The organism is Kocuria nitroreducens, assembly GCF_042879195.1.
Lineage (GTDB): Bacteria > Actinomycetota > Actinomycetes > Actinomycetales > Micrococcaceae > Kocuria > Kocuria nitroreducens.
Genome location: NZ_JBHZTC010000003.1, coordinates 34225 through 47040, shown reverse-complemented (window position 1 = coordinate 47040; position 12816 = coordinate 34225). Strand labels below are relative to the sequence as shown.

At 71.2% G+C, this 12816-nt stretch carries 11 protein-coding genes; 5 read left to right on the top strand and 6 right to left on the bottom strand.

Annotated features, from left to right (window positions below):
• The first annotated feature begins 23 nt into the window (after positions 1-23).
• The 4 genes from ACFYE1_RS02420 (at position 24) to ACFYE1_RS02405 (ending at position 4382) form a co-directional block, all read left to right on the top strand.
• On the top strand, positions 24-686 hold the full coding sequence (locus tag ACFYE1_RS02420) for a Jag family protein (RefSeq protein ID WP_387739574.1): 663 nt from the start codon (positions 24-26) through the stop codon (positions 684-686).
• Entirely contained in the window at positions 686-1357 is a 672-nt protein-coding gene (rsmG, locus tag ACFYE1_RS02415; RefSeq protein ID WP_387739572.1) for a 16S rRNA (guanine(527)-N(7))-methyltransferase RsmG, read from the top strand. The genes ACFYE1_RS02420 and rsmG overlap by 1 nt, the downstream gene beginning before the upstream one ends.
• 322 nt (positions 1358-1679) lie before the next feature.
• Complete coding sequence (locus ACFYE1_RS02410) at positions 1680-2576, top strand: ParA family protein (RefSeq protein WP_387739570.1); 897 nt, start codon at positions 1680-1682, stop codon at positions 2574-2576.
• Positions 2577-3197: 621 nt separating this feature from the next.
• Complete coding sequence (locus tag ACFYE1_RS02405) at positions 3198-4382, top strand: ParB/RepB/Spo0J family partition protein (RefSeq protein WP_387739568.1); 1185 nt, start codon at positions 3198-3200, stop codon at positions 4380-4382.
• Positions 4383-4470: 88 nt separating this feature from the next.
• Here ACFYE1_RS02405 and ACFYE1_RS02400 read toward each other — a convergent pair whose 3' ends face one another.
• The 6 genes from ACFYE1_RS02400 to ACFYE1_RS02375 form a co-directional block, all read right to left on the bottom strand.
• Positions 4471-5679 carry a peptidoglycan-binding protein gene (locus tag ACFYE1_RS02400; protein ID WP_387739565.1) on the bottom strand — a complete coding sequence of 403 codons (1209 nt, stop codon included), beginning with the start codon at positions 5677-5679 and terminating at the stop codon, positions 4471-4473.
• Positions 5680-5794: 115 nt separating this feature from the next.
• The gene (trxA, locus tag ACFYE1_RS02395) at positions 5795-6130 is read right to left on the bottom strand and encodes a thioredoxin (protein WP_387739563.1); all 336 of its coding nucleotides are present in this window, start codon (positions 6128-6130) and stop codon (positions 5795-5797) included.
• A 135-nt stretch (positions 6131-6265) separates the two neighbouring features.
• A complete protein-coding gene (trxB, locus tag ACFYE1_RS02390) occupies positions 6266-7297 on the bottom strand; it encodes a thioredoxin-disulfide reductase (RefSeq protein ID WP_387739560.1) in 1032 nt (343 codons plus the stop codon).
• 132 nt (positions 7298-7429) lie between these two features.
• Complete coding sequence (locus tag ACFYE1_RS02385; RefSeq protein ID WP_387739557.1) at positions 7430-8872, bottom strand: hypothetical protein; 1443 nt, start codon at positions 8870-8872, stop codon at positions 7430-7432.
• A 153-nt stretch (positions 8873-9025) separates the two neighbouring features.
• Positions 9026-10648 (bottom strand): murein biosynthesis integral membrane protein MurJ, encoded by a 1623-nt coding sequence (murJ, locus tag ACFYE1_RS02380; protein ID WP_387739903.1) that lies wholly within the window; start codon positions 10646-10648, stop codon positions 9026-9028.
• Positions 10649-10730: 82 nt separating this feature from the next.
• Positions 10731-11231 (bottom strand): NUDIX domain-containing protein, encoded by a 501-nt coding sequence (locus ACFYE1_RS02375; protein WP_387739555.1) that lies wholly within the window; start codon positions 11229-11231, stop codon positions 10731-10733.
• A 125-nt stretch (positions 11232-11356) separates the two neighbouring features.
• On the opposite strand from ACFYE1_RS02375, the gene ACFYE1_RS02370 reads away from it, so the two are divergent.
• Positions 11357-12769, top strand: coding sequence for a CCA tRNA nucleotidyltransferase (locus ACFYE1_RS02370; protein WP_387739553.1), 1413 nt, complete (start codon positions 11357-11359; stop codon positions 12767-12769).
• Positions 12770-12816 lie beyond the last annotated feature (47 nt).

Genomic DNA, 12816 nt, shown 5'->3' with positions numbered 1-12816 from the left:
CTTCCACGGCCCCAGGAGACGACATGACCGACATCCGGCAGACCACCCAGGACGCCGACGGCGTGCAGCCCGCCGCGCCGCGCGAGGACGCGGAGCGCGGCGACGGGACGGAGCCCCCCGTCCTGCAGCGGCCCGGGTCCCCGGGTGCCGACCGCCCGGAGTCCGAGCAGGAATCCCCGGGACACCACGACGGCGAGGACGGCGCCACGGCCGACCCGCTCGAGCAGGAGGGAGAGATCGCGGCCGACTACCTCGAGGAGCTGCTGGACACGGCGGACCTGGACGGCGACATCGACATCGAGGTCCGCGACGGCCGCACCTACCTGTCGGTCGTGGCCGACGGCGACGACGACGAGGGCCTCTCGGTGCTGGTCGGCGAGGACGGGGAGGTCCTGGAGGCGCTCCAGGAGCTCCTGCGGCTCGCCGTCCTCGCCGCCACCGACCGCCGCTCGCGCCTGGTGCTCGACATCGGCGGCCACCGCCTCCGCCGGGCGGGTCAGCTGCAGGACCTGGCGCTCGCGGCCGTGCGCGAGGCCCAGGAGACCGGGGAGCGCGTGCACCTCGACCCCCTCTCCGCCTACGAGCGCAAGATCGTGCACGACGTGGTCGCCGAGCAGGGTCTCGTCAGCGAGTCGGAGGGCGAAGGGGCGGCACGGCACATCGTCGTGTCCGTTCCGCAGGGCTGATGTCCGAGGAGCAGCGCCCCTCCCCCGCCCCGCAGCACCGCCCGGTCCCGGACGGGCGGGAACGGCACGCCGCCGAGCGCCTGTTCGGCGAGCAGTTTCCCCTGGTGGAGCGCTACGTGGGGCATCTGGCGTCCTCGGGCATCGTCCGGGGGCTCATCGGTCCCCGCGAGGTGCCCCGGCTGTGGAGCCGCCACGTGCTCAACTGCGCCGTGGTGGAGGAGCTCATCGCGGCCGACGCCCGGGTGGCGGACGTCGGGTCGGGCGCGGGCCTGCCGGGGCTCTGCCTCGCCCTGGCGCGCCCCGACCTGCGGATCACCCTCATCGAGCCGCTGGAGCGGCGGGTTCAGTGGCTGGACGAGGTCGTGGCCGACCTCGGTCTCACGAACGTGCGCGTGCTGCGGGGTCGGGCGGAGCAGGCCCAGGACGAGGTCGGCGAGGTGGACGTGGTCACCGCCCGGGCGGTCTCTGCCCTGGTGGGTCTCGTGGACCTCACCCTGCCCCTGTTGGGGGGCTCCGGCGAGCTCCTCGCCCTCAAGGGACGGTCCGCGGCGGACGAGGTGGGCAAGGCGCAAAAGAAGCTGGACCGCCTGGGCGCCCGCTCCACGGAGATCGTCGCGGCCGGCCGAGAACTGCTCGATGAGCCCACCACGGTGGTCCGGGTCCGCCTCTGAGCACGGCCGTCCGGTGCGCGCGGCGTCGACGGTAGGCTGGGAGGAGTGTGCCACGGGCGGTGCGCCGAGTCGGCTTCCGGCCGACGGCGATCTGACCTGCGGTGCGACCTCAGGCACCCCTCTCCGACGGGAGGCGTGCTCCGACGGAACGAGTTCGAGACGAACCGGGAAGGTGCGCAGTCAGATGCCGATCGACGACGGCGCGGGAAGTCCGCAGGGCTTCGATGCCGAGTTCCCCCCCGATCCGCTTGATCAGTCGATCAAGGTTGTTCCGGACCGGGGTACTCGTGTTTCACGTGAAACGGACGGACAGCTGCCCAAGATGACCACAACGATGGCGGAGGACACGCCGCTGGGGAGGAAGCTCGTGGAGGAGACCAGGCGACGCGCCAGGCTGAAGAAGGTCCAGCTGGAGAAGCCCGCCGCAACGCGGATCTTCACGATCAGCAACCAGAAGGGCGGCGTGGGGAAGACGAGCACGTCGGTCAACATCGCTGTGGCTCTGGCCCGGCAGGGGCAGAACGTGCTGGTGATCGACAACGATCCCCAGGGCAACGCGTCGACGGCCCTCGGCGTGGAGCACCACTCCGAGGTCGACAGCACGTACGACGTGCTCATCGACGAGATGCCCATCGCCGACGCCGTGAAGCCGTCCGGCGAGTCGGACAATCTCTGGGTCGTCCCGGCCACCATCGACCTGGCCGGCGCGGAGATCGAACTCGTGTCCATGGTGGCGCGGGAGCACCGGCTGCGCCGGGCGCTCGAAGCGTACGGGAAGCAGCGCGAGGCCGATGGGCTGGAGCGCCTCGACTACGTCTTCATCGACTGCCCGCCGAGTCTCGGGCTGCTGACGCTCAACGCGTTCGTGGCGGCCACCGAGGTGCTGATCCCCATTCAGTGCGAGTACTACGCGCTCGAGGGACTCAGTCAGCTGCTCAAGAACATCGAGATGATCCAGAAGCACCTGAATCCAGAGCTGTTGGTCTCGACCATTCTGCTGACCATGTACGACGGCCGCACCAATCTCGCCTCGCAAGTGGCCGAGGAGGTGCGCAACCACTTCCCCGCCGAGGTCCTGGAGACCATGATCCCCCGTTCGGTGCGGATCTCCGAGGCGCCGAGCTACCAGCAGAGCGTCATCAGCTACGATCCCAGCTCCACCGGCGCGCTGTCTTACCTGGAAGCGGCGGCCGAGATCGCCCAGCGCGCCCGGCGCTGAGGAGCCTCCCCGCCTCCTCCCCCACCCGGCGCCCGCCTCCTCCCGGAGGCGGGCGCCGTGCCGTCCCCGGTCACGGCGTCGCGAACGGGACGCACCGTTCCACGTGAAACGGCACGTCGGAATGCACGGCTCGGCTAGAATTGTCCGGATTGCCGGGCGAGGGAGAGGAACACCGTGAGCGAACGACGACGTGGTCTGGGCCGAGGACTGGGGGCGCTCATTCCGAGTGCACCTGCCACGGACGCACCGGCGAAGCACGACCCGCGTGTCGGCACTGTATCCGTCACCGCGCCGACGGGCAATGCCGACGAATCAGCACGTGCGACGGCGACGACACCTCCTGTTTCACGTGAAACAGCGCCGTCCGGCACCGGCCCCGAACCCCCGATGACGTCTCCGTCGACCGAGCCGACGGACAGTGGGTCGTCGAGCGAGCCTGCCACACCGCAGCCTCGGGACGACGCTTCGGCGCGCGACGCGTCCGAGACCGACCCTGGAGACGACGACGAGACCACCGAAGCCGCTGGTGCGTCGAACTCCACCTCGACGGCGGACGTCTCGAAGCGGCCGGGCGCTGCTGGACGAGCCAGGAGCGTCAGCCCCGCGGCGCGGCAGAAGGCCATGAAAGCACGCATGGACATGGGTGAGGCGTTGCGCAACACGACTCTCGTCAGCCGGCCGTCCGACATGTTCTTCCTGCCCTCGACCACCGCACCGGAGGGCGGCGAGTCGTCCTCCCTCGACGACCGGCCGGCAAGCACCACAACCGTGGCTGCCCAGGAGGAGGAAACAGTTTCACGTGAAACCCCGTCGTCCGCGCCTGGCAAGACCTCCGCGGAGGACGGTGCTGCCGCCAAGGACCAGCGCCCGAACAGTACGCCGGGACGCCACCGGACGCCGGTCGACGCTCCGCCGGAGGCGGCAGCCACTCCGGATGGCGACGTTTCACGTGAAACGAACCCCGCCGTCCAGGAACTGGCTGCCGTGCCTGGCGCCACCTTCGCCGACATCCCGGTGGCGTCCATCCATCCCAACCGCAAGCAGCCGCGCCAGATCTTCGACGAGGAGGAGCTGGCGGAACTGGCGTACTCGATCGGCGAGCTGGGGGTGCTGCAACCGATCGTGGTGCGGCCGACCCGCGAGAACGGCGACGAGGCCTTCGAGCTGGTCATGGGCGAGCGCCGGTGGCGCGCCTCCCAGCAGGCTGGGCTTCCCACCGTCCCGGCGATCGTCCGGGAGACTGCGGACGACGACCTCCTGCGGGATGCTCTGCTCGAGAACCTGCACCGCAGCCAGCTGAACCCGCTGGAGGAGGCGGCCGCGTACCAGCAGCTCCTGGAGGAGTTCGGCGCCACCCAGGAAGAGCTCTCCCGCCGCATCGGCCGTTCGCGTCCGCAGATCAGCAACACCATCCGCCTGCTCCGGCTGCCACCGCTGGTCCAGCGCCGCGTGGCTGCCGGGGTGCTGTCCTCGGGGCACGCACGCGCCTTGCTCTCCCTCGCCGATCCCGCCGAGATGGAGCGCCTCGCCCAGCGGATCGTGGCGGAGGGGCTCTCGGTGCGCGCCACGGAGGAGGCCGTCCAGTTGACGGAGGCGGGGCCGCGCACACCGCAGCGGTCCACGGCTCCGGCCGGGCGCAACAAGGAGCGCCTGGACTACATCGCTGAAGCCTTTTCCGACCGGCTGGACACCAGCGTCCGGATCGCCCTGGGCGCCCGGAAGGGAAGGATGACCATCGAGTTCGCCACGGTGGAGGACCTGAACCGGATCATCGAGGTGCTCGACCCCGGAATGGATCGGACGTAGCCCAGCTCCTGAGTGAGAAAGCCCCGGTGTTTCACGTGAAACACCGGGGCTTTCGACTGAGGGGACGGACGAGGCGCGCCGGGCCGGCTCAGCGTTCGTTGTACTCGGCGACGTCGTCGACGCTCATGGTGCCCGTGGGGACGTCGTCCTCGGCGAGCAGGAACATGCGTTGCAGACCGAAGACGACGGCCTCGGCCAAGTGGTTCCGGTGCTCAGGATCCGCCAGGGCGGCGCGGTCGGCCGGGCTGGAGAGATAGCCAAGGTCGAGCCAGATGGTCGGCGCGTCCTGTGACCGCAGCACGTCCCACTGGCGGGCGTGGGTGCCGAGATCCAGCGCCCCGGTCCGGGCGACCATCTCCTTGAGCACGAGCACCGCGGCCCGTTCGCCGATGGGGGAGTAGATCTCAGAGCGGTCCTGCTCGCCCCAGAAGTACGAGGCCATCCCGCCCGCTGCGGGGGATGAGTTCCAGTCGCAGTGCAGGGTGACCACCACGGAGTCCGTCCCGTCCCCGGCGACGACCTCGTGGGCGGAGCCGACCGTCCGCACGGGCTCTCCGAGGCGGTCGCGGAGTTCCCGTCCGGAGGAGACGATCGCCGGATCCGCACCGATCTCGTGCAGCAGCTCGAAGGCCCGGAGGGCGACGTCGCGGGTCACCTCGTCGGCGCGGTCGCGGAAGTCCGGTGCCGCCGCCGCCGGGGGCTGCTGGCCGGCCGCCCCGGACGGGACGAGCACCACGGAGCGGCCGCGCAGAGCAGAGGTGGCGCGTTCCAGGCGATGGTACTCGCGCAACGAGAAGGCCTTCGAGGAGGTGATGTTCTTGTTGATCCGGGCGAGAGCGGCGATGGTCTCGCGATCCACTACTCCGGTGGCCCCGAGCCCCAGGCTCTGCTGGAGCTCCATGACGGCGTGGTGCGTGCTGCTGCCGAACACCCCGTTGAGATGACCGTAGTAAAAACCCAACCGAGAAAGGTTGTGCTGGAGCATGCTGACATCGTCGCCCCGGATAGGACGGTCCTCGTCGACGTAGAGCGGTCGGTCGCCGAGGGAGTACTGCGCCTCGTTGAGGCACCGGTCGGTCTCGGGGCCCACGAGGCCGTCGACGATGAGCCCGCGCTCCTGCTGGAAGGCGCGGACGGCGGCGTCGACGTGGTCGTCGAAGTAGGAGGGGTTGTTGACGTCCTGCGGCGCGAGATAGGCCACGGTGACGCCGGCACGGAGCAGACGCTCCCGCAGGCTCACCACCCGCCGGCTCGTCATGGTCCGGCGCAGCATCGGTTCGGTGTCGTCGTTGTTCACGGGTGTCCCACGGGTCGAAGGGTTCGGCGGGTGCCAGGACAGCGACTCGTCCGCCCCTCCCCGGCCGGGGGAGGGGCGGACGAGCCCGAAGTGTCACGGATGTCGGTGGGACCGATCAGTTCCCGGCGACGAGGTAGTCGGCGAACTCCTTCTCCAGGGCGCTCTTCGGCTTGGCACCGATGGCCTTCTTGACCACCTCACCGCCGGAGAAGAGGTAGATGGCCGGGATCGACGTGATGCCGTACTGGGACGCCACGGCGGGGTTCTCGTCCACGTTGAGCTTGACGACCTCGATGGCCTCGGCGTGCTCGGCTGCGATCGCGTCGAGGACGGGGCCGACCATGCGGCAGGGGCCGCACCACTCGGCCCAGAAGTCGACGATGACGGGCTTGTCCGACTCGAGCACCTCGGTGCGGAAGTCGGCGTCGGTGACGTTCTTGGCGGCGCTCATGTTTCTCCTTGTCCTGGCGCCGGCACGCTCACAGCGTGCCGGCGCGCTCTGGGTGCAGCTCGTGCGAGAGGCGGGTCCGGTTCGATTATGGCCCATGCCGGTCAGGGCGCCGGTGGACGCCTCGACCGGGACGGCTCAGCTGTGCAGGACCGAGCGGTCGTGCAGGGCGGCGAGGTAGTGCTCGGTGTCGACGGCGGCGACGCACCCGGAGCCCGCCGCCGTGATGGCCTGGCGGTAGGTGGCGTCCACGACGTCGCCCGCCGCGAAGACCCCAGCGAGGCTCGTGGTGGAGCTGCGGCCGTCCACCGCGATGGTGCCGTCCACGGTGAGCTCGAGCTGGTCCTCGACCAGGGCGGTGCGCGGGTCGGAGCCGATGGCGACGAACAGGCCCGTCACAGGCAGCTCCGCGGTCTGCCTGGACTCCGTGTCGCGGACGGTGACGGAGCTGACCTTCGCCTCACCGTTGATGCCCACGACCTCGGCGTTCCACAGAACCTCGATCTTGGGGTCGTCGAAGGCGCGCTGCTGCATGATCTCGGACGCGCGGAAGCTGTCCCGCCGGTGGATGATCGTGACCTTGGAGGCGAAGCGGGACAGGAACGTGGCCTCCTCGAGGGCGGAGTCGCCACCGCCCACCACCGCGATGTGCTGCTCCTTGAAGAAGAAGCCGTCGCAGGTGGCGCACCAGCTCACCCCGTGGCCGGAGAGCCGCTTCTCGTCCGGCAGGCCGAGCTCCCGGTACGCGGAGCCGGTCGCGAGGATCACGGCGTGGGTGCGGTGCACGGAGCCGTCCTCGAGGGTCACGGTCTTGATCTCGCCCTCGAGCTCGAGGGCCACGACGTCCTCGTAGCGGATGTCGGCGCCGAAACGCTCTGCCTGCTGCTGCATGTTGGACATCAGCTCCGGGCCCTGGATGCCGTCGATGAACCCCGGGTAGTTCTCCACCTCGGTCGTGTTCATCAGCTCGCCGCCCGCGGTCACAGACCCGGCGAACACGATGGGGTGGAGGTTGGCGCGCGCTGCGTAGACGGCCGCGGTGTACCCGGCGGGGCCGGATCCCACGATGATCACCTCGTGGACGGTCTCGTCGTCCGCGGTGGCCGTCGGCTCGCCGGTGGCGGGAACGAGGTTCAAGGCGTTGATCACGGGACCGAAGTCAGGGCTCACTGTTCTGCAGACCTTCCGTACAGGGAGCGGCCGGGCACGCCGACCGCAGGGACCACTGGCACAACGGGGCGCGCGCGGCGGATATTCCGGTTCCTTCCCTGTCGTGCCGGGCCCGGCGGGGGAGGGAAGGCCTCAGTCGAGCCGGATCTCACCGACCCGCAGGCCGTAGTTGAACCCGGCGATGGGGTTCGTCAGCTGCGGCAGCTGCGTCCAGTTCACGATCACGTACTCGTGCTCCCCGGCCTGGGCCGCCGCGGAGAGCGGAACGGTGATCTCCGGGCCTGTGAAGGAGCCGGAGGCCACCTGGTCGGCGCCGTCCAGGGTGGGGGCGTCGTTGACGTACACGTCGAACATCCCGCCCGAGCCGGCCGACTGGTCGAGCCTCAGCGTCTCCACGGGCGCGGGCTCCTCGAGCTGCACCGCGAGGCCCACGCTCGGCGTCTGGTTGCCGAACTTCTGGTCGGAGAACCCGTAGCTGATCCAGTAGGTGGACGGGTTGCCGTCGACGGTCTGGCCCAGCTGCGCGTCCTGATCGGCCATGAAGCCCGGGTCGGTGGGCACCACCCGGGTGACGGCGCGGGGCTCCGGGGCGGCGGCCGGGGCCTCCGGCTCGGCGCTCGCCTGCACCTGCTCCTCGTCGGCCGGCTCCTCGGCGGGTGCGCTCACGGCGGGCTCCGGGCTCTCCGACCCGGCGAACAGCCCGCCCAGCCGGTCGAAGCTGAACACCACGGCACCGATGAGCAGGGCCAGCAGCAGGACCAGGAGCAGCAGCAGGCCCCGCCCGCCTGTCCGGGGCCGGTCCGCGGTCTCCTCCTTCCGCGGCGGTGCGGCCGCGGCGGCCTCCTCCGGCCCGTGGGCCGTGTCCGGGCGCCCGTCCTCGTAGGCGTCGTAGCTGTCGTAGCGGTTGTCCCCGTCGTAGCCCGGGTCGATGTCCGTCCCGGCCGTGCGGACGGCCGAGGCCGCCGTGCCGCTCGCCGCCGCACGGTCGAAGAGGGTCGATCGGGTCGAGGTGGCGCTGACCCGGACGGGCCGGCCGAGCCGGGTGCGCACCGAGGGGGCGGGGGCGGCGTCGTCGTACGAGTCGTCGTCCCGCCACCGGGTGACCTTGGGCTGGGGGGCCGCGCCGCCCAGGTCGTCGGAGGCCTCCGTCGCGACCACGGGGCTCGGGCTGGTGGGCTCCGGCTCGTCGTACACGTAGGACCCGGCGCCGCTGCCGCGCGAGGCGCCGAAGATGTCGTCGCTGAGGGACTCGTCCTCGACGTCGTCCGGCTCCACGAGCAGGGAGTCGAGCATGTCCGCGGCCGGGGTGTGCGAGGTCACGAGGTAGGTGTGCGCCTCCGCCTGGCCCAGATCCAGGATCTGGAAGGGGGCGCCGATGCTGCCGTTGGCCATGGAGCGGGCGTTCTCCACCAGCAGCGACGTGTGCCGCTCTGCGGGCAGCAGGATCGACACGCGGCGGCCGAGGACCTGGTCCTGTCCCTCGAGCACGTGGTCGCCCTCGGCGGTGGCCAGCACGTCGGTGACGACCTTGTAGCGGCCGCCGAGGACGGAACCGAGCTTCATCGGTGCGGGCACGTTGGCTCCCTGGGGGGTCGGGAATTCGCGGAGGGGCCGGAATTCGGGGTGGGGGTGGCCGGCGGGGCAGAAGGGGTGTTCCTGACCCACGTCACCGACCAGTCAGTACTTTACCGGTCCCGGTGTCCCGGGGCCGAGATCCTCGTCACACGGTCAGCGGCCGAGCCGGGCGAGGAGCGGTCGCACGAGACTGTCGAGCTCCCGGACGCGGCAGAGCTTCAGGGCGCCCAGGTAGGCGATGCCCATGACGGTCCCGCCCACGGCGACGGTCGCGATCGCGGTCAGCTGGTTGGTCCAGGGGAAGCCGGCGGGGTCGTAGCCGCCGAGCAGGAACAGGGCCACGGCGCCCACACCGCCGGCGAGCAGGGACGCCACGAGGATCCGGGCGTGGGAGTCCACGATCCGGGCCACGTCGTAGTCCCCGATCCGGCGGACCAGGACCACGTGGTAGATCAGTGCGCTCAGGACGTTCTGGGCCGCGTAACACCCGGCGACCGCGAAGACGATGAGGTCCGGCGGCACGAAGGACCAGATCAGCAGGGCCGAGACCACGGTGAAGAGGGCGACGCCGACCTGCACCAGGAACGGGGTGCGGGCGTCCTCCTGCGCGTAGAACGCCCGGCCGAGCATGAAGGAGACCGACATGAAGGGCGCGCCGATCGCGATCACCGTGACCACCTGGCCGACCACGGCCCCCGCGGAGGGGACGCCGCCGCTGAAGAGCATGCCGAGGGGACCGGCGAAGACCACGAGGGCGACGGTGGCGAAGACCGTGGCCACGCCGGTGATGCGCAGGCTCGAGGACAGGGACGCGACCATGCCGGCCCGGTCCCCGTCGGTCGAGGCCGCCGCCATCCGGTTGAACAGCACCGTGGCGATGGACAGCCCGATCACCCCGTGCGGCAGGGAGTACAGCATCGAGGCCTGATTGAGGGCCGCCACGCCCGCGATCTGCTGCGGCGGGTCCATGGCGAGGTACTCCGGGCGGTAGCCGGTGGGGATCGCCGCGACCTTGGTCAGGGTCAGGAACGCCAGGTTGGCGAGGACCCCGGTGGCGAGGGTCCAGCCCGCGAGCCGTGCCGCGGTGGAGAGACCGATGCCGCGCCAGCCGAACCTCGGCCGCAGCCCCAGGCCGAGCCGGCGCAGCGGCCAGAACAGCACGAGAGCCTGGGTGGCGACGCCCACCGTGGCCATGGCCGCCAGCCAGAAGGTCTTGGCCGGGGACCAGTTTTCGAGGGTGTGAGCCGTCCCGGCGTAGGCCCCGAACTGCTGGATGAACACGAGCAGCGCCGCGATGGCCACCACGTTGTTGACCACCGGCGCCCACATGTACCAGCCGAAGGCCCCGCGGGCGTTCAGGACCTGCCCCACCACGGTGTAGAGGCCGTAGAAGAAGATCTGCGGGAAGGTGAACAGCGCGAACGTCAGCCCGAGCGAGAGCTGCGCCTCGGTCCAGTCGGTGCCCATGGTCCGCACGATGGGTCCCGCCAGCAGCACCACGACCGCCGTCACGCCCAGCAGGGCGAGCACGGCGAGGGTGAGCAGACGGGAGATGTAGTCGGCCCCGCCGTCGTCGGCGGTCTTGGAGGCCTTGATGATCTGGGGCACCAGGACGGCGTTGAAGATGCCGCCCGCCACGAGGACGTAGATCAGGTTCGGCATCGTGTTCGCGAGCTCGAAGACGTCGGAGACGGTCGTGACGGAGCCGATGGCCACCGTGATCAGGACCGTCTTGACGAACCCCAGCGCGCGGGAGACGAGCGTGCCCGAGGCCATGATGGCGCTGGAGGCGGCCCCCGAGCGGCGGGCCGGGGCCGCCGGGGTGCCCGTCCCGGCCGCCCCGGCGGTCTCCGCGGTCTCAGAGCTGGTGGATGATGTATTCACGGGCGATGTCGGCGATGCGCCGTTCGTTGGGGAAGGACAGCTTCCGGCCGAGGTCGTCGATGTCCACCCAGGCGACGTCCACCGCCTCGTGGTCGGGGTCGTTGTCCGTGGTGAGGTGACCGCCCGTGGCGCGCAGCAGGAAGTGGTGCACCGTCTTGTGCACGCGGTGGCCGGAGACCGTGAACCAGTAGTCGATACTGCCCAGCGGGCTCAGCACCTTCCCGGCGATGCCGGTCTCCTCCTCGATCTCGCGGATCGCGGCTTCCTCGTTGCTCTCCTCGCCCTCGGGGTGGCCCTTGGGCAGGCACCACTCGAGGCGTCCGCCGCGGTTGATCCGGGCGATGATGGCCACCGGGTGGGACGGCGTGCCGAGGTCGACGACGATCCCCCCGGCGGAGACTTCCTCGACCGTGGGCAGCGCAGCGGCCGGCGCGGTGGGCCGCTTCTTCGGTGCGCTGGGTACGGGGAAAGCCATGTCACCTACCTTGCCACAATCGTCCGGGCTCCCGCCGGAGCGCGGGGAGGGGCTCCGGCGGCCGGTTCCGCCGCGGCCGCCGCGGCCGGGTCCGCGCCCCGGGGTCTGGAACAATGGGCGGCACCATGACGCAGCTCCCCGACGCCCACGCGATCCACCCCGCCGCCCTCGACCTGGGGCGGCGGTTCTCCGCCGCCGGCCACGAGCTCTCCCTCGTGGGCGGTCCCGTGCGGGACCTCTTCCTCGGCCGGCCGGCCCTGGACCTGGACTTCACCACCGATGCGACGCCCGACGAGACGCTGGCCGTGGTCACGGGGTGGGCGGACGCGGTGTGGGAGATCGGCCGCGCCTTCGGGACCATCGGGATGCGCCGCGGCGACGTCCAGCTGGAGGTGACCACGTACCGGGCCGAGGCCTACGACGCCGACTCCCGCAAGCCGCAGGTGGCCTTCGGCGACTCGCTCGAGGACGACCTCTTCCGCCGGGACTTCACCATCAACGCCATGGCACTGCGGCTGCCCGGCCTGGAGCTCGTGGACCCGCACGGCGGGATCAAGGACCTGCACGCCCGGGCGCTGCGCACCCCGGGCGCCCCGGAGGACTCCTTCTCGGACGACCCCCTGCGCATGATGCGCGCCGCGCGCTTCGCGTCCCAGCTCGACGTCGAGGTGGCGCCCGAGGTGCGCGCCGCCATGACGGGCATGGCGGAGCGGATCGCGATCGTCTCGGCCGAGCGCGTCCGGGAGGAGCTCGTCAAGCTGGTCCGCGGGCGCCGGCCCCGCCGGGGCGTCGACCTCCTGGTGAGCACGGGGCTCGCCGAGGTCGTGCTGCCCGAGGTGCCCGCGCTCCAGCTCGAGACGGACGAGCACCACCGGCACAAGGATGTCTACCAGCACTCCCTGACCGTCATGGAGCAGGCGGCGGCCCTGGAGACCGGGCCGGACGGTCCCGTGCCCGGCCCCGACTTCGCGCTGCGCTTCGCCGCGCTCATGCACGACGTCGGCAAGCCCGCGACCCGGCGGTTCGAGGACTCCGGCGCCGTGAGCTTCCGGCACCACGAGGTGGTGGGCGCGAAGCTCACCGCCAAGCGGATGCGGGCACTGCGCTTCGACAACGACACGATCAGGACCGTGGGCCGGCTCGTGGAGCTGCACATGCGCTTCTACGGCTACGGGGACGCAGAGTGGACCGACTCCGCGGTGCGCCGCTACGTCCGGGACGCGGGGGAGTGCCTCGAGCGGCTGCACCGGCTCACGCGGGCGGACGTGACGTCCCGGAACCGGCGGAAGGTGGCCCGGCTGGCCGCCGCCTACGACGACCTCGAGGCGCGGATCGAGGAGCTCTCCGCGCGCGAGCAGCTCGACGCCGTGCGGCCCGAGCTGGACGGCGAGCAGATCATGGCGGTGCTCGGCATTCCGCCGGGGCCCGCGGTGGGGCGGGCGTACAAGTTCCTCCTGGACCTGCGCCTGGACGAGGGGGAACTGGGGGCGGAGGAGGCCGAGCGGCGGCTGCGGCACTGGGCTGCGGACACGCTGTGAGCACCCGGGTCGGCACGGCGGACCGGGACACGGTGCCGCTCCCAGGG

Coding starts and splice junctions, on each gene's coding strand:
- rsmG (WP_387739572.1), top strand. CDS start 686: ATGTCCGAGGAGCAGCGCCCCTCCCCCGCCCCGCAGCACCGCCCGGTC.
- ACFYE1_RS02375 (WP_387739555.1), bottom strand. CDS start 11,231: ATGGCTTTCCCCGTACCCAGCGCACCGAAGAAGCGGCCCACCGCGCCG.
- ACFYE1_RS02410 (WP_387739570.1), top strand. CDS start 1,680: ATGACCACAACGATGGCGGAGGACACGCCGCTGGGGAGGAAGCTCGTG.
- ACFYE1_RS02370 (WP_387739553.1), top strand. CDS start 11,357: ATGACGCAGCTCCCCGACGCCCACGCGATCCACCCCGCCGCCCTCGAC.
- ACFYE1_RS02405 (WP_387739568.1), top strand. CDS start 3,198: ATGAAAGCACGCATGGACATGGGTGAGGCGTTGCGCAACACGACTCTC.
- ACFYE1_RS02420 (WP_387739574.1), top strand. CDS start 24: ATGACCGACATCCGGCAGACCACCCAGGACGCCGACGGCGTGCAGCCC.
- trxA (WP_387739563.1), bottom strand. CDS start 6,130: ATGAGCGCCGCCAAGAACGTCACCGACGCCGACTTCCGCACCGAGGTG.
- murJ (WP_387739903.1), bottom strand. CDS start 10,648: ATGGCCTCGGGCACGCTCGTCTCCCGCGCGCTGGGGTTCGTCAAGACG.